The organism is Pseudomonas sp. GOM6 (assembly GCF_029537485.1).
Lineage (GTDB): Bacteria > Pseudomonadota > Gammaproteobacteria > Pseudomonadales > Pseudomonadaceae > Aquipseudomonas.
This window is the reverse complement of the sequence record NZ_JARPUS010000002.1, coordinates 206,396-228,114: the sequence shown is the minus strand read 5'-3', so window position 1 is coordinate 228,114 and position 21,719 is coordinate 206,396. Positions and strand designations below refer to the sequence as shown.

At 64.3% G+C, this 21,719-nt stretch carries 19 protein-coding genes; 5 read left to right on the top strand and 14 right to left on the bottom strand.

Annotated elements, in window-relative coordinates:
• Nucleotides 1–73: 73 nt before the first annotated feature.
• The 8 genes from P7A97_RS03645 to P7A97_RS03610 form a co-directional block, all read right to left on the bottom strand.
• Complete coding sequence (locus P7A97_RS03645) at nt 74–766, bottom strand: phospholipase D-like domain-containing protein (protein ID WP_277688578.1); 693 nt, start codon at nt 764–766, stop codon at nt 74–76.
• Nucleotides 767–1,264: a rhomboid family intramembrane serine protease gene (locus tag P7A97_RS03640; RefSeq protein ID WP_277688748.1), complete on the bottom strand. Its 498-nt coding sequence runs from the start codon at nt 1,262–1,264 to the stop codon at nt 767–769.
• Between the two features lie 50 nt (nt 1,265–1,314).
• Complete coding sequence (locus P7A97_RS03635) at nt 1,315–6,561, bottom strand: DNA repair ATPase (RefSeq protein WP_277688577.1); 5,247 nt, start codon at nt 6,559–6,561, stop codon at nt 1,315–1,317.
• A 132-nt stretch (nt 6,562–6,693) separates the two neighbouring features.
• Nucleotides 6,694–6,933 (bottom strand): hypothetical protein, encoded by a 240-nt coding sequence (locus P7A97_RS03630; protein ID WP_277688576.1) that lies wholly within the window; start codon nt 6,931–6,933, stop codon nt 6,694–6,696.
• 70 nt (nt 6,934–7,003) lie between these two features.
• Complete coding sequence (locus P7A97_RS03625; protein WP_277688575.1) at nt 7,004–9,064, bottom strand: flotillin family protein; 2,061 nt, start codon at nt 9,062–9,064, stop codon at nt 7,004–7,006.
• 40 nt (nt 9,065–9,104) lie between these two features.
• Nucleotides 9,105–9,743, bottom strand: a complete 639-nt coding sequence (locus P7A97_RS03620; protein ID WP_277688574.1) for an OB-fold-containig protein — start codon at nt 9,741–9,743, stop codon at nt 9,105–9,107.
• A gap of 56 nt (nt 9,744–9,799) precedes the next feature.
• The gene (locus tag P7A97_RS03615) at nt 9,800–10,495 is read right to left on the bottom strand and encodes a PspA/IM30 family protein (RefSeq protein WP_277688573.1); all 696 of its coding nucleotides are present in this window, start codon (nt 10,493–10,495) and stop codon (nt 9,800–9,802) included.
• A 10-nt stretch (nt 10,496–10,505) separates the two neighbouring features.
• Complete coding sequence (locus P7A97_RS03610; protein WP_277688572.1) at nt 10,506–11,120, bottom strand: YjfI family protein; 615 nt, start codon at nt 11,118–11,120, stop codon at nt 10,506–10,508.
• 265 nt (nt 11,121–11,385) lie between these two features.
• Between P7A97_RS03610 and P7A97_RS03605 the strand changes: the two genes are divergently transcribed.
• On the top strand, nt 11,386–12,582 hold the full coding sequence (locus P7A97_RS03605; protein WP_277688570.1) for a CaiB/BaiF CoA-transferase family protein: 1,197 nt from the start codon (nt 11,386–11,388) through the stop codon (nt 12,580–12,582).
• A gap of 7 nt (nt 12,583–12,589) precedes the next feature.
• Here the strand turns inward: P7A97_RS03605 and P7A97_RS03600 are convergent, their stop codons facing one another.
• Nucleotides 12,590–13,900 carry a serine hydrolase gene (locus P7A97_RS03600; RefSeq protein WP_277688569.1) on the bottom strand — a complete coding sequence of 437 codons (1,311 nt, stop codon included), beginning with the start codon at nt 13,898–13,900 and terminating at the stop codon, nt 12,590–12,592.
• 121 nt (nt 13,901–14,021) lie between these two features.
• Here P7A97_RS03600 and P7A97_RS03595 point away from each other — a divergent pair, with 121 nt between their 5' ends.
• Nucleotides 14,022–15,011 carry a LysR family transcriptional regulator gene (locus P7A97_RS03595; protein ID WP_277688568.1) on the top strand — a complete coding sequence of 330 codons (990 nt, stop codon included), beginning with the start codon at nt 14,022–14,024 and terminating at the stop codon, nt 15,009–15,011.
• Here P7A97_RS03595 and P7A97_RS03590 read toward each other — a convergent pair.
• A complete protein-coding gene (locus P7A97_RS03590) occupies nt 14,995–16,497 on the bottom strand; it encodes an NAD(P)/FAD-dependent oxidoreductase (RefSeq protein ID WP_277688567.1) in 1,503 nt (500 codons plus the stop codon). The genes P7A97_RS03595 and P7A97_RS03590 overlap by 17 nt on opposite strands.
• Before the next feature lie 206 nt (nt 16,498–16,703).
• Between P7A97_RS03590 and P7A97_RS03585 the strand changes: the two genes are divergently transcribed.
• Nucleotides 16,704–16,877, top strand: coding sequence for a hypothetical protein (locus tag P7A97_RS03585; RefSeq protein WP_277688566.1), 174 nt, complete (start codon nt 16,704–16,706; stop codon nt 16,875–16,877).
• Between the two features lie 9 nt (nt 16,878–16,886).
• Here P7A97_RS03585 and moaE read toward each other — a convergent pair whose 3' ends face one another.
• From moaE to P7A97_RS03565, 4 genes are all read right to left on the bottom strand, one after another.
• A complete protein-coding gene (gene moaE / locus P7A97_RS03580; protein ID WP_277688565.1) occupies nt 16,887–17,339 on the bottom strand; it encodes a molybdopterin synthase catalytic subunit MoaE in 453 nt (150 codons plus the stop codon).
• A 1-nt stretch (nt 17,340) separates the two neighbouring features.
• Entirely contained in the window at nt 17,341–17,586 is a 246-nt protein-coding gene (locus tag P7A97_RS03575) for a MoaD/ThiS family protein (RefSeq protein WP_277688564.1), read from the bottom strand.
• Nucleotides 17,583–18,059, bottom strand: coding sequence for a cyclic pyranopterin monophosphate synthase MoaC (gene moaC, locus P7A97_RS03570; RefSeq protein ID WP_277688563.1), 477 nt, complete (start codon nt 18,057–18,059; stop codon nt 17,583–17,585). The genes P7A97_RS03575 and moaC overlap by 4 nt, the downstream gene beginning before the upstream one ends.
• Before the next feature lie 109 nt (nt 18,060–18,168).
• Nucleotides 18,169–19,560, bottom strand: a complete 1,392-nt coding sequence (locus P7A97_RS03565) for a PhoH family protein (protein WP_277688562.1) — start codon at nt 19,558–19,560, stop codon at nt 18,169–18,171.
• 475 nt (nt 19,561–20,035) lie between these two features.
• Here P7A97_RS03565 and yaaA point away from each other — a divergent pair, with 475 nt between their 5' ends.
• Nucleotides 20,036–20,815 carry a peroxide stress protein YaaA gene (gene yaaA, locus P7A97_RS03560; protein ID WP_277688561.1) on the top strand — a complete coding sequence of 260 codons (780 nt, stop codon included), beginning with the start codon at nt 20,036–20,038 and terminating at the stop codon, nt 20,813–20,815.
• Nucleotides 20,816–20,883: 68 nt separating this feature from the next.
• Complete coding sequence (locus P7A97_RS03555; RefSeq protein ID WP_277688560.1) at nt 20,884–21,717, top strand: SDR family oxidoreductase; 834 nt, start codon at nt 20,884–20,886, stop codon at nt 21,715–21,717.
• Nucleotides 21,718–21,719: the final 2 nt, after the last annotated feature.

Here is a 21,719-nt window from a genome sequence, read left to right as displayed (position 1 = left end):
GCCGGAAAAACCTACCGACCGTTAAAGCAGGCTGAGCCCAGACGTCAAGCCAGGGCAGACCGAAAGCCGCGCCTCACACCTTGCTGGCGAAGCGCTCCCACAGGCTGTCGAACTGCTGGGAGTAGGCACTCAGCAACTGCGGATGGTCGATCACCAGCAGATTCTCTTCATTGCTGGTGCTGGCGCTGCGGGTCCAGTTGAAGCTGCCGTTGAGCAGCAGTCGGCCGTCGAACAGGGCGAACTTGTGGTGCATGTGGAAGGGGCTGTCGTCAATGCGCAGCGGCACACCCTGGGCGATCAGGTGCTGGATGTCACTGCCTTCGTCGAACTGCTTGTCGTTGTCGCTGATCACCCGCACCGCCACGCCGCGGCGATGGCAGGCGATGATTTCCTCACTGAGACGATCGTCGGAGATGGTGTAGACGCAGATATCCACCGTCTGTCTGGCCTGGCGACACAGTTCGCGGATCTTGCGCAGGCACTCCTCGCCGGGGCTGAAGTGGGCGCTGGCCACCGCCGGGCGCGCAGGAGCGCTGGCCAGGTCGAGGGTCTTGACCACCTGTTCCAGCCATTTCAACGCGCCCAGGGCGTTGACCGGGTCCAGCACCAGCTCGCGCACCAGGGCGAAGGCCCGGTTGCGCAGGTAACGCACCTGATCGGGACCGAGGTCGCTACCAAGCTGGCGCAGTTCGTCGCGCTCCTCGTTGCTCAGTTTGAGGTCGGCCAGGCTGTCGCGCAGCTGCTGGTCCAGGTGGGCGAAATCCATTCAGGTTCTCCTTGGGGTACGGGTCAGTGCGGCGTACAGCGCGCCACAGAAAGCGCCGGCCAGGTGGTATTCGAAGGACACGCCGCGCTGCGGCAGCAACCCCCACCACCAGCCGCCATATAGCAGCAACACCAATACGGCGATCAGCAGGCTGCCCAGGCTGCGCTCAAACCAGGCACGGCCGAGCAATAACCCCCACAGGCCGAACAGCCAGCCGCTGGCGCCCAGGTGCATGCCCGGCCGGGCCAACAGCCACACCAGCAACCCGCTGCCGAGGATGATGAAAGCGCTGGCGGCGAGAAAGCGCCGGGGCGAATCGAGCATGGCCAGCCAGGCCAGCAACAACAGGACGGACAGGTTGCCGAGCAGATGCCACCAACCGGCGTGCAGCCAGGGCGCAAACAGAATGCCCGGCAGGCTGCCAACATGCCGGGGCAGCACGCCCCAGGCATTCAGGGCGTTGCCGCTCAGACTATTGAGCACCTGCAGCACCAGCATCAGCCCGGCGATGCCCAGCAGCAGCCGCAGGCGCGGCGCCAGCCAGGCCGTCACTTCTGCTCAGGCCCCGGCTCTACTGGCGTCTGTGGCGCGCCGAGGAACTGCCCGAGGTCGCGCAGCCGGTTGGCCATCTCGCCCATGCGGTTATGGGTACGCAGGTCGATCTCGATCTTCTTGTCCATCGCATTCATCAACGGCAGGAAGCTGTTCTGCAGGGTCTCGGCCAGGCGCTCCAGCAGCACCTGTACCCCTGGCTGCGGCGGCGCCTGCACGGCCACTTCGACCTGTGGACGCAGTTGGCCCAGCTTGTCCAGGCCAGCCAGCAGCTCGCCCCAGGGAATATCCTGCTGCTTCTGCGGCTCGCGCTGCAGATTACCGCCGAGGGCGCGAATGCCTTCGACCAGATCATTCAGCTGGGCCACCACACGGGCGCCAACATCCGTATCGCTGCCACCCATGGCCTTGTTGCGCAGGAAGTCGCGCTTGATCTGCGCCCAGCGCTCGCTTTGCTCGGCGGTCATATTGCCGCGCAGTTCGGCCAGCTTGAGCAGGTTCTCCTCGGCGCCGGTGGTGAGCAGTTGCGACTCGCCCTGATAGTGGTCGGCGATCAGCTGCAGCAGCTCGGCGTCGTTCATCACCGAACTGATCTTCTCCGCCATCTTGTTCATGTTGCGGTAGCTACCCTGCAGCTTGAACGGCGGCTCGCTACGGTAGTGGTCGGCCTGTGCGGCGCTGGCGATGTACTGCTGGTTGACCTTGAGCACCACGTCGCGCACCTGCATCAGGCGCTGCAGGGTGCTGACGATCTCGTTGATCTCTGCGCCGCTGTAGCCGTGGCTCAGCTCGTTGGCGGAGAACGGCTTGCCCTCGGCCTTGGCGACGAAGCGGTAGACGTCGGCCATGTCGCGGGTGGCCAGCGGCGCCAGCACCGGGTTGGAGGTCAGGCCGTTCTCGATGTAGGACAGCGCGAAGGCCTCCTGCATGCCGCCCAGGGTGTCGCCCAGGTTGTAGATATCGGCGCGGTTGGCCAGCATGTCCGGAATCTTGAAGACCTCGCCAGACTCGGTGTAGGGGTTGCCCGCCATCACCACGCAGAACTTCTTGCCGCGCATGTCGTAGGTCTTGGTCTTGCCCTTCCACACGCCCTCGATGCGCCGGGTGCCGTCGCACAGCGAGATGAACTTCTGCAGGAACTCGGGGTGGGTGTGCTGGATGTCGTCGACATACAGCATCACGTTGTTGCCCATCTCCAGCGCCAGGTTGAGCTTCTCCAGCTCCTGGCGCGAAGTGGCGTCCGGCGCCTGCGCCGGGTCGATGGAGCGCACCTCGTGGCCGAGGGCCGGGCCGTTGATCTTCATGAAGATCAGGCCCAGACGGTGCGCCACGTACTCCATCAGCGTGGTCTTGCCGTAGCCGGGCGGCGAGATGAGCATCAGCAGGCCCATCAGGTCGGTGCGCTTGTTCTCGCCGGCGGTGCCCATCTGCTTGGCCAGGTTGTCGCCGATCACGCCCAGGTAGACGTCGTTGATCAGCTTGTTGCGCACGAAGGAACTCAGCGGCTTGGGCTTGAACTCGCTCAGGCGCAGCGCAGCGCGCTCGCGATTGATCACCTCCTGGCGCAGCGCCTGGTAGCGCTGCAGGCCCGGCAGGAACTGCCCACGGTGGCGGCGCAGACGGGCGAAGAAATCGTCCACTGCCAGCACCAGCTGCTGCTCCTGAACACGCGGGTGCTCGCCCATCAGGCCGCTGACGGTGAAGCGCAAATCCACTTCGCTGAAGCGGCCGGGGAAACCTTCACCGAGCAGCGCCAGGGCCGTGGCTTCGGCCACGTAGCCGCGCAGCGCGGCGAACTCGTCCTGGGCACACAGGCCCTGCAACCAGTTGCCCGCCAGAGCCCACTGCGCCGCCGGACGGCCTTCTAGCTTGGCCAGGGCCTGCTGATAGTCGTCCCACATGCGCGCACCCTGCAGGCGCAGCTTGAGGCCTTCAAGTAGTTGCTTGGCGTACTTGCTGAAGACGAATTCGATACGCTCGGCAGAAAGCTCCTGCACCAGGTACTCGGCCGCCTCGCCTACCACCGCCGTGTCCAGTCCCAGCGGCTGCTCGCCGAGGAAGGTCTGCAGCGCGTCGGCGATCTCGCTCTGCAGCTGGCGCAGACCAGAGTCCTGACCGAACAGCTGCTGGATATGCCGGCTGGTGCGTGCCCGCTGCGGCCATTGCGCGGCACTTTCGCTCTCGCGTTGCAGGTCCCAGAACAGGCAGGCCAGTGCCCGCGCCTCGGCGCCGTAACGCAGCAACCCGGCACTGTCGCGCAGCGGCAGCAGGGCCGCGAGGATGGCGGCGGCGTCGTGGTCGTGGATGCCTTTCTCGTAGCCCTCCTTGTAGCGCGGCGCGGCGAAGTCGCGGATCAGCTTGGCCAGCTCGGCCGGCTGCGCCAGAAGTGGCTTGATGCGCTCGATGCTGAGCCCCTCGCGCCCGGCATCGGCGGCGGTCAGCACTTCACCGGCCAGGTATTCGGCGCGGTACAGGTGTTCGGATTCGGACTCCAGGGCCACCTGCCAGAACGGTTTGAGCGCCTCCAGCTCGGCATTGGCCAGCGGTTCGAGAAAATCGGTGCCGGTCAGGTGCAGGTAGAGCTGCTCGCCGCGCGGCAGCAGCGTCAGGTCCAGCTCCTGGGTATTAACGCTGAAGCGGTGACGCGGACCGAGCTTGATGACGTTGCCGCCCTCTTCGAACAGCTCGCTCTTGTCGCGCAGGGCACGTACCGCCTGGTCGCGGGCACCCTTGAGGCGTGCTTCGATATCGTCGGCCTTGACGCTGTCTTTCAGCGCACGCAGGCGCTCGGTCATTTCGCGCAGCTTGAGGATCAGCGGGTCGGCGGCGAAGAAAGCATTCAGCTCCTCGGCCTGGGTGAACTTGGCGGTGCGCCGGCCGAGGCTGTCGAGGATGCGCTTGGCCGCATCCAGCACGCTCTGCGCCTTGCGCTGGCGCTCATCGAGCAATGCCTGCTTGTGCGCCTCGAAGGTTTCCAGCAACTCCTCGCGCTTGGCCAGGATGTCGCCGAGGAATTGTTCCTGATCGCCGAACTGGCTCTCCAGTTCCTCCAGCTGCACCAGCAGGCGCGCCAGCTGCTCGTCGCAGCGCTCCGGGTCCTGGGCCTGGCCGAGAGCATTGGTGATGCCCTGACTGAACAGTTTGAACTGCGCACCGAACTGCGCCACGGTCTCGGCCGAGCCCAGGCCCTTGCGCCGCTGCTCGGCACGCGCCTTGGCCTGGTTGAGGCGCGCATAGATCTCGGAGATCGACTCGACGGTACGGGTGCGCTGGGTGGCGTCGTCGATCTTCAGCGAAGCCATCAGGCTGGACAGCATGTCCAGGTCGGCGGCCATGGTCTGCAGCTCGCCCAGCGGCTCGTTGAGCTGAGCCACGGTCTCGGCCTTCTGCGCCTGCTCGTCGAGGGCCTGCAGGCGAGTGATGAAGGGCTGCAGCGCAGCCTCGCTGGCGAGGAAGCTGGCGGTGGCCGCGGCGGTGCGCTCCTGGGCGGCCAGCAGCTCGGCCTCCATCGCATCCAGGCGCGCGATGTCGATGTAGCGGTACTCGCGGATGGTCAGCAGCAGGCCGCGCTGGGCGGTGATGCCGTTGAGGCCGTCGACGAAACTCTGCACCTGGTCCCAGCTGTCCGGCAGCAGGCCGTCGAGCTGCGCCTTGTGGCGATTCTCGGCATCGCTCATGGCTTGCGCCGACTGCTTGCGGATGCTCTCGACCTTCTCGTACTCGTCCAGCACCAGCTCGGCGGTGGCGGCGATCTCGCGCAGCAGCGGTGCCAGGCCGGCCAGCTGCTCGCTGCCCAGCCAGTGGTAGGCATCGAACAGGCGGCGGGTGTTCTGGCACAGCATGCCGTAGCGCTGCACCGACACCGACGGCGTGTCGATTTCGCGGCACAGGTCGTAGAGGTCGGACACGCCGCGCACCAGCTCGGCGTTGCCGATCTTGCCAAGGAAGCCGCTGCGCGCCGGCTGGCGGGCAGCGAACTCCTCGCTGCAGAACGGCGTCTGCCAAATCTGCATCGGGTGGATACGGGTCGGCTCCTCGCCTTCGGCGGCGAAGATCACCGTGCGCCCGTCTTCCAGGCGCGCGTAGCCATGGCCGAACAGCGGGTTCTGAAGCTGGCGGTTGATCAAGTTGTAGGTGAGCAGCACCGCCCGGCCCTGCTCCGGGTGATAGAAGATGTACTGCACGTCCTCGCCATTGGGCGAACGCACGGCGCGCTTGAAGCGCATGCCGTCCATGGACTGCTCGAACGTCTTGTGCTCGCCGCTCTGCAGGTAGTAGCCGCCAGGGAAGATGATGCCGTGGTCTTCCGGCAGCTGGACGCAGGCCAGGCCGATGGCGTCGATGCGCTCCACCTTGCCGGTCAGGCCGTTGTACACCAGGTAGCGCCACTGCTCCTCGCGGTACGGCAGGATCTTCAGCAACAGCAGGCTGCCGACCCGGGCGAACTCGATCTGGCTGTCATCGAGGGACTGGGTCTTGTCCAGCACCTCCTCGCGGTAGATGCCCAGACCATCCTCGGTGTTGTTCTCGACCTTGATGGTGAGGTCTCCGTTGATGGTCTCGACGAACAGGGTGTCAAGGATGTTGACGTGCGGATGGCGGCCTTCGACCACCATCTCGCGAGTGGCCTTGCTCCACCCGAAATCGAAGGGTGCCGGCAGTGCGATATCGCGCTCGCCGCGGTTGTCGATGTAGCGCACATCCTTGCCGTCGACCGAGATCGACCAGCGGAACACGCGGATATCGCTGATGCGCTCGCCGATCTGGAAGCTGGCCAACAGCTTGCCGTCGCGCACCATCAGCTGCAGCAGGCGGGTGTTCTTGTAGTAGCTGTAGAGCTCGTTGAAGTCGGCCACGAAGCTGGCCTGGGCCAGGAAGCTGCCTGCCAGTGGCACCGGCTCGGCCTCGTAGCCTTCGGTCTGCTCGACCAGGCGATAGAGGGAGAACACATCCTCGACGCGGGTTTCCTTCTTCAGGCCGAGGAACACGTTGTAGCCGAACAGCAGGCAGTCGCCGACCTGCACGATGTCGCGGGCGATGCAGTTGTTCTCGGTGCGGATGCGCACCCGCCCGACCACTTCCATCTGGCTGCTGCCAAACTCTGCCAGGCGCTGCTGGTTGAGCTGCTCGGCGGTCTGGCGCAGGCGCTGGCCCTGGTCCTGCAGGCGCTTGTGCAGCACCTCGTAGGCGCCACCCTCGGCAACGGCCTTGTCCAATACGTCCTGGGTGTGTGCGTCCGACATCGTGATCTTCCTGGATCGGCCCGGCGGGCAGGCAACTGCGCCCAACCGAGCGAGACTGAACTAGCGAGTGGAGGTGGAGCTTGAACAAGCTCCTGTGGGCCGCCGGAGAAAAGCCGACGGCCCAGGCGGCACTCAGGCGCCGATCTTCTGCATGACCTGAGCCATCTTGTCCTGCATGGCCTGATCGATTTCCTCGGGCTTGATCCGCGCGACGATGTTCTTCAGTACGCGAATCTCGTTGTCGTCGATCACCCCATCGCGCTCGGCGATGTCCAGCAGCGAGCCCAGCTCGTGCACATCCAGGCGGCCGTCGTTGGCGAAGCACTGGATCGAGCGGAAGGACAGTTCCAGATAGTCTCTTGGTTCGGACATGAGCGTTCCTTGTCGACTGACATTGAATGAAGAAGTAAGCAGCGGACGCCACGTCCGCTGCACAGGTGCATCAAGCGCCGGCGGCCGGCGCCTCACCGTCCAGCTTGTCGGCCAGCACCGAAGCCGCCGGAGCCTTGCCCGCCAGCAGGCGGGACAGCACGTCCTGCACCACCGGACTCTTGCCAACCACGCCTTCGATGGCCTTGCCCACCGACAACGACTTGGCGAAGGAATTGAAGAAGTCGCCTTCGCCGCCGACGATCTCGATCTTCGCCTTGCCCAGCGCGGTGGCCAGCACCTCGGCCTGGTCCTTGGCGATGTCCTTGTTGGCGGCGATGGCGGCCATGGCCTCCTCGAAGCTCTTCTCCAGCTGCATGCGGAACTCTTCGTGCTGGCGAGCGCTGTCGCTGAGGGCGTCGAGGGCACCGAACTTCTTGCCCAGACCTTCCGCTTCGGCGTTCAGGCGCTGCAGCAGGATATCCGCCTCGGCAGTACCCTGGTCCTTGGTCGCCTGAGCCTTGGCACTGCCGAGCTGCTGCTCGCCGCGCGCCTGGGCGCCGAGTTTCTCTTCCAGCACCTTGGCTTCGGCCAGGCCGTCTTTTTCCTTGGCGGCGGCTTGCGCTTCCAACACGCGAGCTTCGGCCAGGCCCTTCTCCTGCTCGCCCTTGGCTTCGGCGATCAGCTGCTCGGCCTTGACCCGTGCCGCGGCCAGACCGTCCTTCTCTTTCGCCGCGGCGGTGACTTCCAGCACGCGGGCGTCAGCCAGACCCGGGGCTGCGCGCTCGGCTTCGATACCTTCGGCCATGCGCTTCTTGGCCTCGGCCTGCTTGGCCGCGGCTTCCAGCTCGGCCTGGGCCAGGTTGTTGATTTCCACGGCCTTGTGCTTGGAGCGGGTCTCGTCGGCTTCCGCCTGCTTGACCTGGCGCACCAGCTCCTGCTCGGCCTCGGCCTGCGCCTGCAGGACGATGACCTGCTTGGCGCGCTCGGCTTCGGAGACTTCGCGCACTTCCTTGATGCGCTCTTCTTCCTGGGCCACGGTCTTCTCCACGGCCACACGCTCGCGGATCACGTTGGCGATGTTCTTGCGCTGCTCTTCCAGGGCCTTCTCGGCCTCGATGCGCTGCAGCTCGACTTCGCGCTCGCGGGCCACCACTTCCAGGTCCTTGGCACGGGTGACTTTTTCCACCTCGATGACCACGGCACGCTGGCGATTCTGCTGGGCCACTTCCACTTCGCGCTGATGGTTCTCGGCGCGCACATCGATTTCCTGCTGCGACTGAATGCGCGCCTGCTCGGCCTTGAGGCGCTCCTCTTCCTTGACCTTGATGGTCTCGGCTTCCTCACGGGCACGGATGGTCTCGATCTCGCGCTTCTGCCGCGCCTCGGCATCGGCCTGCTGGCGTTCCAGGGCCAGGGTGGCCTCACGGGTCTCGACGTTCTTCTTCTTGATCGCCAGCTCTTCGTTACGCTCCAGCTCGTTGGTGATGACGTTCTGCGCGGCGGTCAGCTGAGTGATCTTGCGAATGCCCTCGGCGTCGAGAATGTTGCTCGGGTCCAGGGAGTTCTTCGCGGTCTGTTCGAGGTAGTCGATGGCGACGTCTTCCAGCACATAACCATTGAGGTCGTTGCCGATGGTCTCGACGATGCGGTCGCGGAAGTCCTGACGGTTCTCGAACAGCTGGACGAAGTCGAACTGCTTGCCGACGGTCTTCAGCGCCTCGGAGAACTTGGCGTTGAACAGGTCATTGACCGCGCCACGATCGGAGGCGCGATCGACACCAATGGCCTTGGCCACCTTGAGCACGTCTTCCTGGGTCTCGTTGACGCGCAGGTAGAAGGCCACGGTGATGTCGGCGCGCATGTTGTCCTTGCAGATCAGGCCGTCCTTGCCACGGCGATCGACTTCCAGGGTGATCAGAGAGATCTTCATGAACTCCTTGAGGTAGATCACCGGGTACACCAGGGCGCCGGTGAAGTGCACCTTGGGCGTTGAGGACATGTCGTTGACGATCAGCGCCGTGCCCTGCGGGACCTTGATATAGAAGGCCTTGAACAGCACGAAGAAGCCGAAGATCACCAGGAAGAACAAACCGACGCCCATCAGGAAAGGCATCACCATTTCGAGGCTCATTGCAATCAATCTCCTTTGATTCTAAAAACGACCCAGCGGCTCAAAGGCCTTGGAACTCGTCCTCGGTAATGACCCGGTAGGCGTGTTCGCCCTCCAGATACTCCAGCAACACGACGCGATCGCCGCGTTTGAAACCACGTGTCTCGTCGGCACGCACGCGCAGGATCAGGCCCGCGCCACCGTCTTCCAGAATCGCTTCACCATGGCTGAGCGTCACACGCCCGCTGCGCACCACGGCGGTCTGTCCCAGCACCGACTTGCTGGTTGTCGCCTCCAGCTTGCGGAACAGCGGCCGCAGCGGACGGCATAGCGTGGCGGTGATCGGCACGGCACAGCACAGCGCAGCGAACATCAGCACCAGGCCCAGCGGATAACGCAGCAGGCCCAGCGGCAAATGGCGTAGCAGCAGGAGTTCGACGAAGTAGCAGGCGACCCAGGCGAAAAAGAACAGCAGGGTCAGCACCAGAGTCACCGGCACGCCATTGAGGCCCAGCTTGAGCAGCAGGCCTGCGAGGCCTTCGGGCTGTACCGAGTCGAGGGTGGAATCGGCTTCGATATCGAGCACGTCGACATCGAGAATGCCCAATGCGGCAACGCACCAGTAGAGCACCGCCACGCACAGCAGGAAGCTGAAGATGACGGTGGGAAACGCAAAAGCGCTGTGCAGGAAATTTTCCATCGAGTTCCTATCCCTGAATCAAGCGGCGCAGCGAACTGCGCCCTAAAGCACAACGATCAGGACTTGGCCTTCTCCTTGAGGCGCGCCAGCACGCTTTCGGCGCTGGCGTTGTCGGCCTTGATACCCGCCGCGCGCAGCTTGGTCTCCAGCGAATCGTCGATGTTGGCGGCTTCGGCCAGTTCCGCCGCGGCTTCCATCTTCGCCGCACGCTCGGCTTGCTGCTGCTTGATCCGCTCCAGCGACTCAACCGCAGTGTGCAGCTTGGCCTGGGAGCCGCCGTAGCGCTGAGCCACGGCCATCTGCGCCTTCTGCACGCTCTCGGTGGCCTTAACCGTATCCACCTGCTGCTTGAGGCGCTTGATGTTGGCCTCGGCCTGGCTCACCGCCTTGCGCAGTTGCGCCACGCTCGCGGCATAGCCCTCAGCCTGCTCGCGCTCACCCGCGACTTCGACTTCCAGATTGGCGATCTTCACCGCCACTTCCTGTGCGAGTACCTCGTTGCCGGCCTCCAGGGCCTTAAGCGCATACTGTTCGTACTCGGCGACCTTGGCCGCGCTCTTTTCGGCACGATCAGCGGCCAACTTCTGCTTGGCCATGATCTCGGCCAGCGCCTCCTTGGACTTGCGCAGCTCCAGGTCGGCGTCGCGGATTTCCTGGTCGAGGATGCGCAGCGCCTGGCTATCCACCATGGCCTCGCCCACTTCATTGGCACCGCCACGCAGGGCGGTCAGCAATTTGCTCCACACGTTCATGGCACTCTCCTTAGGCAGTCTTGAGGAAGCCTTCGTAGGCCTCGGTCGCTTTGATCACGTTGTCCGCCAGCAGCTCGATTTCCAGCACCACGTCGGACAGACTCGAAGAAGCGCTCAGTGCGCCAAACATGGTGTAGCAGGCCTGGCCATTCGGCAGAGTTTCAAGACCGATAGACGACAGCGGGAACAGCTTGTGGCTGCGCAGCACCTCCTCGTTGAAGGCGGCGGCATCACGCACCTCACTGACCGGCCAGAGCAGCGCTTCGACGATGATCTGCTCGCCTACCACTGCCATGAACAGCGGCAGGTCACCGTATTCACGCATAGTGACGTGCAAGCCGGCGTCAGCACCCTGAATCAGTTCGATGGCGGCGCGCCCGTCCTTGAACAGCTCCGCCGCAGACAGCGCATCGAACATACCTTGTGCAGTCCAAACCTGAGGCATGGCACCTCCCTCCTTCTCCGTAGAGGCCAGCTTCGGCTGAGGCTGGCGCAGTTTCCGCTCGAACGCCGCGAGCGTCTGAGCATGCTCGGGCAGTATCCACACCTCTTTCTTGACCAGCCCCTGCTCGCGCAGGCGCTGCCGAAAAAGGCGCTGGTAATGGGCTGATGATTTGCTTTCCATGAAGCGAGACTAGGAGCTCACATGTAATAACGCAATTGATCACATGTAATATTTTCAAACGCCCGTATGACGACCACATACACGTACCCAGCGCAGACCTGAAAATCGGCACGGGAACACAACTGCGAGAGGGAAAGGGAAGCGGGAGGGAGAAGCCTTCCGGGGCAGAGAGAGCGCGCATCCTTTCGCCCGGCGATTTAACCGCAGATACTCCACCGACGAAAGTTCATGGTGCGCCAACCAGGTCGCAGTTACAGGAGAACGCATGATCCCCAGCAAACCCCTCGCCGGCCTTAAAGTGATCGAGCTCGGCACCCTGATCGCCGGTCCTTTCGCTTCGCGCATCTGCGCCGAGTTCGGCGCCGAGGTGATCAAGGTGGAATCGCCGGATGGCGGCGATCCGCTGCGCAAGTGGCGCAAACTGTACGAGGGCACCTCGCTGTGGTGGTTCGTGCAGGCGCGCAACAAACGCTCGATCACCCTCAACCTCAAGCACGAGGACGGCCGCGAAGTATTGAAGAAGCTGCTGGCCGAGGCCGACATCCTGATCGAGAACTTCCGCCCTGGCGTGCTGGAAAAACTCGGCCTGGGCTGGGACGTGCTGCATGCGCTCAACCCCAGGCTGGTGATGGTGCGCCTGTCGGGCTTCGGCCAGAGCGGGCCGATGAAGGACCAGCCGGGCTTCGGCGCAGTAGGTGAATCCATGGGCGGGCTGCGCTACATCACCGGCTTCGAGGACCGCCCGCCGGTGCGCACCGGCATCAGCATCGGCGACTCCATCGCCGCGTTGTGGGGCGTGATCGGCGCGCTGATGGCGCTGCGCCAGCGCGAGGTCAACGGCGGCAGTGGCCAGGTGGTGGACGTAGCGCTGTACGAGGCGGTGTTCGCCATGATGGAGTCGATGGTGCCGGAGTTCGACGTGTTCGGCTTCATCCGCGAACGCAGCGGCAACATCATGCCCGGCATCACGCCCTCCTCTATCCACACCTGCGCCGATGGCAAGCACATCCAGATCGGCGCCAACGGCGATGCCATCTTCCAGCGCTTTATGCGCGCCATCGATAGAGAAGACCTGGCCAGCGATCCGATGCTGGCCGACAACGCCGGCCGCGATACCCGCCGCGACGAACTCTATGGCGTGATCGACCGCTGGGCCGCCTCGCTGCCCCTGGCCGAGGTGGAGGCCGTGCTGGTGCGCGCCGAAGTGCCAGCCAGCCGCATCTACTCGGCCGAAGACATGTTCGCCGACCCGCAATTCCTCGCCCGCGAGATGTTCCTCTCGGCCAAGTTGCCGGACGGCAAGCCGTTCAGAATGCCCGGCATCGTGCCCAAGCTGTCCGAGACACCCGGCAGTGTGGAGTGGACCGGTCCCGCGCTGGGCGAGCACAACGACGAAGTACTCGCCCAACTGGGCTACAGCAGCGAGCAGATCGCCAGACTGCGCGAAGCCGGCGCGCTGTAACAGCGCGCTACTGTCCCATCAGGTGGCGGGCCAGCGCCGCGTAGGCCGGCAGCGACACCGGGTCATTGGCACCGTTGGCGGCAATCGGGTTGGAGGCGAAACGGGCTATCACCATCTCTGCCTTGGGATCGATATACAACGCCTGGCCGTAGATGCCGCGTGCAGCAAAGACGCCATGATCGTCATGGGCCACCCACCACATGTTGCGATAGCTCCAGCCCGGCAGGGTCTTGTAGCCGGCCTTGGCAAACAGCGCCGGGTCGGCGCCGCGGCGAATATCCGCGATCACCGCCGAGGAGACAATCTGCTGGCCATTGAAGCGGCCATCGTTGCGCATCATCTCGCCGAAACGCGCCATATCGCGCAGGCTGCTGTTCAGGCCACCCCCCGCGAACGCCGTGCCCACCTCGTCCACCATCAGGTAGGCATCCTGTTCAGCGCCCAACTTGCCCCAGATGCGCTCCTGCAGCAGGGCGGTAAAGGACTGGCCGCTGGCTCGCTGCACCACCCAGCCCAGCACATCCGAGTTGACCGTTTTGTAGGCGAAGGCCTGTCCATGCTCACCCTCGGGGCGAACCTTCTGCAAAAAGCCGTAGAACGAGGTCGCACCCTGGTAGCCGGCGGGGCGCGGCATCAGATGCCCGGCCATGCCGTACTCCCAGACCTCGGCCTTGGGGTCGGCATAGTTCTCCGAATAGCGAATACCGGTGGTCATGTCCATGACCTGGCGCACCGTCGCATTGCCGAAGGCACTGGTCTTCAGTTCAGGCACGTAGTGTGAAACCTGAGCCCTGTCGTCCAGCACCCCCTCCTCGACCAGCATGGCGGCCAGGGTGCCGACGAACGACTTGGTGATCGAGAATGCCGTGTGCGGGCGCTCCGCCTGCAGCGCACCGAAGTAGCGCTCGTAGACGATGCGACCGCGATGCAGAACCACGATGCCGTCGGTGTAGTTGGCCGCCAGCGACTGCTCCCAGGTCATGCTCGAACCATCCGCGACCTGGATGCTCAGGCCATCGATATCCGTACGCAGTTCGCGCGGCAAAGCGCTGACCTGCACGGAGCCACGCGCGACCGCAACCGTGGGCACCAGTTCACGGATATGCGAGAACGACCAGCGGGTACGGGGAAACTGCAGGTAATTGCGGAAGTTAACCTGCTGCTCGGCGGCGGGCGGAAAGCCCTGCATCAAGCCGAGCGCAGCAGGGTCACTCGCCCTGGCGTCGAGCGGTTGTGCCGCCGACACGCCCTGGGTCGCCAGCAGGCTCCCCAGCAGCAGCCCCAGGCTGGCCCGACACAATGGCTTGGATGATTTCATTGATTTCACTCCCCCGTGATTCCAATTGGCGGGCACGCTGACGGGCGCCACAACACTTGGGGGCAGTATTGAACAATGCTATACAGAGCATCCAATGCATCTATAAGCACTTATTAATGCAATGAACAGCTCAATCGATCTCAAGCGCCTCAACCACCTGGTGCTGCTCAGCGAGGAGCTGCATTTCTCTCGCGCCGCCGCACGCGCCCACCTGTCGCAGACCGCCTTCAGCCGCAGCATTCAGTCACTGGAAAACGACCTGCAGTTGCGCCTGTTCGACCGCGGCACCCGCAGCGTGCAATTGACCGCCGTGGGCCGACAGTTGCTGGAAAGCGCCCGCGAACTGCTGCGCCACGCCCACAACCTGACGACCGAGGCGCAGTGCCTGGCCCAGGCAGAGGGCGGCGAACTCAACTTCGGCGCAGGCTTGCTGGCGGTGCACAGTTATATGCAGGAACTGTTGCCCATGCTGCGCAACGACCACCCAGGCTTGCAGCTGCATATCGAGGTTGATCACTGGCAGAACCTGCTGCGCCATCTGGAACAGGAACGCATCGAGTTCTTCATCGGCGACGCCAGCCAGTTACACAGCGAGCCGCATCTCAGCATCACGGTCTTGCCGCAACAGCCGGCCAGCATCTATTGCCGCGCCGGACACCCGCTGCTCAGGCAACCGCACATCCTGCCCCAGCAACTGGCCGAATACCCCTGGTGCGCCGCCCTCTTCGACGATGCCCTGGGCCTCCATCTTCGCCACCTGCTAGGCATTCCCGCGCGCCAGCCGCTGCCGGCCCTGATGAGCTGCAACAACCTCCACCTTCTGCGCGAGACCACCCAGCACAGCGACAGCCTGCTTTTCACCTGGAGCACCTGGCTACAAGACGCCCTGAGCCAGGGCACCCTGGTAGACCTGGCACCACGCCTGACCCCTGCGCTAGCGGCGCAACATCTGGTGCTGGACTGCAGCCTGGTTCATCTGGCAGGGCGCAGCCTGTCACCGGCCGCACAGAAGGCCCTGAGACTGATTCAGGCGGTTGCCGAACGCTATCGTGCTGAGCCCGCCCCCAGGCTTTCAGTGCTGTCGGCGGCCTCCATCAGTGCGCCGTCTTGAGCTCGTCCGCACAGGCCGCTGCGCTTTGCGCGCCATACTCGAAATGCAAGACGCCATCCTCGATGGCCCCGTTGCGCAGCAGCCGTGCATCCGTCCGATAGTCATTGAGCACCTGCCAGGGCGCGCGATCGCCCTGGCGCGGCAGCAGATCGGCGCCGCGCTTTACATAACCGGAGTTGAGCGAGCTCATCACGCTGGCGTCCAGCGCGCAGCCCTGTTCGTCCCGCGCAACAACCACTTGCTGTCCGCGATCCTGCATATGATTGAGCAGGCGACAGATGTACTCGGCGGCGATATCGGCCTTGAGTGTCCATGACGCATTGGTGTAGCCGAAGATCCACGCCGCGTTCGGCACGTCCTGAACCAGCACGCCCTTGTACACCAGCTTGCTGGAAGGCTCGGCAGGCTCGCCATCGATGCTCAGACGCATGCCACCAAGCAGTTGCAGCTTGAGGCCGGTGGCGCTGACGACGATGTCCGCCGCCAGCTCGCGGCCGGACTTCAAGCGGATACCGTCTGCGGTGAAGGTGTCGATGCTATCGGTCACCACCTGCGCTTTGCCGTCCCGCAGGGCGCGAAACAGATCGCCGTCCGGCACGGCGCACAGGCGTTCATCCCAAGGCTGATAACGGGGGGTGAAATCACTCAAATCGGCCTGCGCACCGAGTTGCTTGCGCACCCCGCGCAGCAATATCCAGCGCACGAAGCGTGGCCAACGTTTGGCGGCCTTGAACATCTGCCGCTGCATGGCAATGTTGCGCTGGCGCGCCAGACGATAGACCCAGCGCTCCGGCAGAATCTTGATCAACAGGCCCGACAGCTTGTCGCGCGACGGCACCGAGAAGATGTAGGTGGGCGAGCGCTGCAACATGGTGACCTGCGCAGCCTGCTCGGCCATCGCCGGCACCAGGGTCACCGCCGTGGCGCCGCTACCGATCACCACCACGCGCTTGCCCTGGTAGTCGAGATCTTCTGGCCACTGTTGCGGATGAATGAAGCGCCCGCGGTAGTCCTGCAGACCGGGGAAGTCGGGTTGATAGCCCTCGGCGTAGTCGTAATAGCCGGTGCAGGAGATCAGGAAATCGCAGCTGTAGTGACGTTCTTCGCCACTCTGCATATCGCGCCCGACCAGCAACCAGCGCCGCTGCGCGCTGGACCAGTTGGCCGAGAGCAGATCGACGCCGTAGTGAATGTGCCGGTCCACGCCAAACTCACGGGCGGTGTCGCCCAGGTACTGACGGATCGAGGCACCATCGGCCAGCACTTTCAGGCCATTCCACGGGCGCAAGGCGAAGCCGAAACTGAACATGTCCGAATCGGAGCGCACACCGGGATAGCGAAACAGATCCCAGGTCCCACCCAATGCCTGGCGCCGCTCCAGAATGGCGAAACGCCGCTGTGGGCAGTTCTGACTGAGGTGGCAGGCCATGCCAATACCAGACAGCCCGGCACCGATGATCAGAACGTCGAAGTGTTGCGACTCCATGAGCACGATCTCTCCTGCGGCACGATTCGAGCAGCAAGCATGGACGCGAACAGGCTCGTGCGCCTAGCCATCCAAAGACTTAATTGCTCAGCTGGTCCGGGCAAATGATGCGGCATAACGGCGAGCGATAAGCGCCCCTGAATTGCCCCGGATCAGTTCAACGCAGCGGCGCGCCGTCTACCCTGAGGAAAACAAGGGGGAGCACCATGGACAGCTTCAACATCATGCTGGCACTGCTGGTCGGCGGTTTCCTGCTGCTGGGCTTCGGCTTCAACTATCGCGAGCACGAATGGGGCGTGCGCCTGATCGGCGTGGGCGTGCTGGTCACCCTCATGCCCATCGCCTTTCGCATGTATCTGGCTCTGCAAGTACCCAGTTGAACGGGCGCCTCAGTCGTGCCAGCGTTGCAGGGCAGCCTGGTCGCTGGCGCGCCCTTCGACCCAGCGCTCGCCTTCCGGGGTGTCTTCCTTCTTCCAGAACGGCGCACGGGTTTTCAGGTAATCCATGATGAAGTTGCAGGCGTCGAACGCCGCCTGCCGGTGAGCACTGGCGGTGCCAACGAAAACGATCGGCTCACCCGGCTGCAGGCGACCGACCCGGTGCAGCACCTCGACCCGCAGCAGCGGCCAGCGCTCACCGGCCTCGGCAGCGATCTTCTCCAGGGCCTTCTCGGTCATGCCCGGGTAGTGTTCGAGGAACATGCCGCGCACGTCCTGGCCGTCGTTGTAGTCGCGCACATAGCCAATGAAGCTGGCCACCGCGCCAATGCCCAGATTGGCGGCGTGTAGCGCATTGACCTCCGCCCCCGGATCGAACGGCTCGGCCTGAACCCGAACACTCATCTCAGCCTCCGGTCACCGTGGGGAAGAAAGCCACTTCATCGCCATCGGCCAACTCGGTTTCCAGGCTGCACAGCTCCTGGTTGCGCGCACACATCAGGTTCTGCTCGGCCAGTACCTGCCACACGCCGCCGCGCTCCAGCAGGTGCTGGCGCAGCGCCTCCAGGCTGGTCAGCTCGCCACCCTGCAACTGCTCGCCGTCGATGCCCAGCACCTCACGGTAACGGGCGAAATACTGCACGCGGATCATTCGGCCTCCTCCAGGCGGTACTCGCCACTCTTGCCACCGGACTTGTGCAGCAGACGGACGTTCTCGATGGTCATGCCGCGATCCACCGCCTTGCACATGTCGTAAATAGTCAGCGCGGCGACACTGGCGGCGGTCAGCGCCTCCATCTCCACACCGGTCTGCCCGGCCAGCTTGCAGCGCGCGACGATACGCACGCAGTCGTCACCCTCGGCGGCCAGCTCGACCTTGACCCCAGTCAGCAGCAGCGGATGGCACAGAGGGATCAGCTCATGGGTCTTTTTGGCCGCCTGGATACCGGCGATGCGCGCCACGGCGAACACGTCGCCCTTGGGATGATCGCCGTCGACGATCATGCGCAAGGTCTCGGGCAGCATGCGCACGCGGGCTTCGGCGCTGGCCTCGCGCGAGGTCACCGCTTTGTCGGTGACGTCGACCATGTTGGCGCGGCCCTGGGAATCGAGATGGGTCAACACAACGAAACTCTCCTCGTCGGCACCGCGAGCGCGGCGCCTGCCCGAGCGATTGTATACAAGTTATCCGGCGATAGGTCAGCGGGCGGCCGCAGCCGCCCGCCCGGCGGCGCTACATATGGCTTTCCGCGTACTCGGCCAGCACCGAGCGCGGCACACCCTGCAGGGTGATGTGCACGCCGTGCTCGAAGTCCTTGAAGCGTTCGGTGAGGTAGGTGAGGCCCGAGCTGGTAGCGGACAGGTAGGGCGTGTCGATCTGCGCCAGGTTGCCCAGGCAGATCACCTTCGACCCCGTACCGGCACGGGTGATGATGGTCTTCATCTGGTGCGGCGTGAGGTTCTGGCACTCATCGATCAGGATCAGGCTGTGCTGGAAGCTGCGCCCGCGGATGTAGTTCAGCGACTTAAACTGCAGCGGCACCTTTTGCAGGATGTAGTCGACGCTGCCGTGGGTGCTCTCGTCGTCCGAGTGCAGCGCCTCCAGGTTGTCGGTGATGGCGCCGAGCCAGGGCTCCATCTTTTCCGCTTCGGTTCCGGGCAAAAAGCCGATGTCCTCGTCCAGCCCCTGCACGCTGCGGGTGGCGATGATCCTCCGGTAACGCTTGCTGACCATGGTCTGCTCGATGGCCGCCGCCAGCGCCAGGATGGTCTTGCCCGAGCCCGCGGCGCCGGACAGGTTGACCAGGTGAATGTCCGGATCGAGCAGCGCATACAGCGCCAGCGACTGATAAACGTCACGCGGACGCAGGCCCCAGGCTTCCTGATGCAGCAATGGCTCCTGGTGCAGGTCGAGGATGGTCAGGGTGCTGCCTTCGATGCCTTTTACCCAGCCGACAAAACCCTGCTCGTCGATGATGAACTCGTTGACGTGCACGGCCGGCAGGTTGTCGGTGAGCTGTACCTGATGCCAGGTGCGGCCATGGCCCTGGCGGGTCTCGACCTTGCTCACCCGGTCCCAGAAGGAGCCGTCCATGTTGTGGTAGCCGCGCGACAGCAGGGACACGTCGTCCACCAGCTGGTCGGTGTGATAGTCCTCGGAAGCGATACCACAGGCACGCGCCTTCAGGCGCATGTTGATGTCCTTGGTCACCAGCACCACGGGAGAGCCGCTACGCCGGCTCTGCAACTCCACCAGCTGGTTGATGATCTTGTTGTCGTTGAGGTGCTCGGGCAGCCAGGTGATGGGCTCCGCGCGCTTGCTCATGAGGATCGACAAGGTGCCCTTGGGCTCGTTCTTGCCGCGTTGAATCGGTACGCCCTGTTCCACCTCCTCGGGCGTGGCCTCACCCAGCATCTGGTCGATCAGGCGGATGGCCTGGCGGCATTCGGCGGCGACCGTGTGCTTGCCGGTCTTGAGCTTGTCCAGCTCCTCCAGCACGGTCATGGGGATAGCGACGTGGTGTTCCTGGAAATTCAGCAGCGCGTTGGGATCGTGGATCAGGACGTTGGTGTCGAGGACATACAGGGTGGGCTGGGTAGAGCGGGTGCGTCCGTGATCATCCATACTCGGTCACCTTATCGAGAGGCCAGACGGCGACGGGGCGACAGCGCTCCGTCGCGGGAGAACCGCCGGCCTGCCGGGGCTGTCGACAGGGTGCCTGCAAGGTGATGGCCGAGGCCCGCCACCTGTGCTGCAGGGTTCGGCGGTCTGACTTCGTTAATACCCCAATCTTGATGACGGAAAAAAGACTTTTTTCGTCATCGCCAGGCTTTTTTATCGGTGCGACGAATAACCCTTGGCGGCCTGGGCATGCACCGTTAAAGTCGGAAGTCCTGCTGCTGCACCCCCCCGCGAAAAAACCACTCCCCATATCCTGAAATCGCCTGCAAAAGCCCTCTGCCTCGAGCTTTCAGGAGAAATACCATCATCCTCGTGCACCCGACTCGCCGCGCCCGGCCTGTGCGCCAATCAACCTGATAGGTAGAGCTACGTGCGGCATCCGGCCTAGAATCGCGTCACGCTTTCTGGAGACGATCCGATGTTGATGGTGATTTCGCCTGCCAAGACGCTCGACTACGAGACCCCGCCCACCACCCCGCTGTTCACTCAGCCCCAGCACCTGGACCACGCCCAGGAGCTGATCGCCCAGCTGCGGCAGATGAGCCCGCAGCAGATCGGCGAGCTGATGCACCTGTCGGACAAGCTGGCCGCCCTCAACGTGGCGCGCTACGGCAGCTGGGAGCGGCCATTCAACCCGTCCAACGCCAAGCAGGCGCTGCTCGCCTTCAAGGGCGACGTGTATACCGGGCTGGCCGCCGAGGACTTTTCCGAGGCCGACTTCGACTTCGCCCAGCGCCACCTGCGCATGCTTTCCGGTCTGTATGGCGTGCTGCGCCCGCTCGACCTGATGCAGCCCTATCGCCTGGAGATGGGCACCAAGCTGGCCAACGCCCGCGGCAAGAACCTCTACGAGTTCTGGGGCGACGACATCAGCGGCTGGCTCAACGCAGCCCTGGCCGAACAGGGTGACGAGGTGCTGCTCAACCTGGCTTCCAACGAGTACTTCGGTGCGGTCAAGCGCAAGGCCCTCAAGGCGCGGGTGATCGACACCGAGTTCAAGGACCTGAAGAACGGCCAGTACAAGATCATCAGCTTCTACGCCAAGAAAGCCCGCGGCCTGATGGCGCGCTACGTGATCAAGGAGCGGCTGCGCGACCCGGCCGGACTCAAGGACTTCAACTACCAGGGTTATCGCTACAGCGCCGAGCAGTCCAAGCCGGACAGTCTGGTGTTCCTGCGCGATCACCCCGAAGATTGATCGCCGATGCCGGGTGGCAACGGCACCGCCTTTTCCACCCGCCCCACCTCTGATTGCAAGGACTCGCCATGAGCCAACCCGTCGCCCTGATCACCGGTTGTTCCAGCGGCATCGGCCGTGCCCTGGCCAATGCCTTCCAGGCCGGCGGCTATCGGGTGTTCGCCGCCGCGCGCAAGGGCGCGGACCTGGAAGCACTGAGCAGCGCCGGTTTCACCGCGATCAAACTGGACGTCAATGACGCGGCCGATATCGCCCGCGCCTACGAGCGCCTGAACGCCGAAGCCGGACGCCTCGATGTGCTGGTCAACAACGCCGGTTACGGCGCCATGGGCCCGTTGCTCGATGGCGGCGCCGAGGCCATGCGCCAGCAGTTCGAAACCAACGTGTTCAGCCTGGTGGAACTGACCCGCGCCTGCTTCCCGCTGCTGCGCGCCAGCCGCGGCCTGGTGGTGAACATCGGCAGCGTGTCGGGCGTGATGGTCACTCCGTTCGCCGGCGCCTATTGCGCCTCCAAGGCGGCAGTACATGCCCTGAGCGACGCCCTGCGCCTGGAGCTGGCGCCCTTCGCCATCGATGTCATGGAAGTGCAACCGGGCGCCATCGCCTCCAGTTTCGGCGCCAGCGCCAGTGCCCAGGCCGAACAGCTGATCCGCGAGAGTTCGCCCTGGTGGCCGCTGCGTGAAGGCATCCGTGCCCGCGCCAGGGCCTCGCAGGACAAACCCACCCCGGCCGAGGACTTGGCCGCCACGCTGCTCGCCGCCGTGCGCAAGTCCAAGCGCCCGGCGCTGCTGCGCATCGGCAACGGCAGCCGCGCCCTGCCCCTGCTCGCACGCTGGGTGCCGCGCAGCCTGCTGGACAAGGTGCTGAGCAAGCGCTTCGGCCTCGACCAGCGACTGAGCTGAGC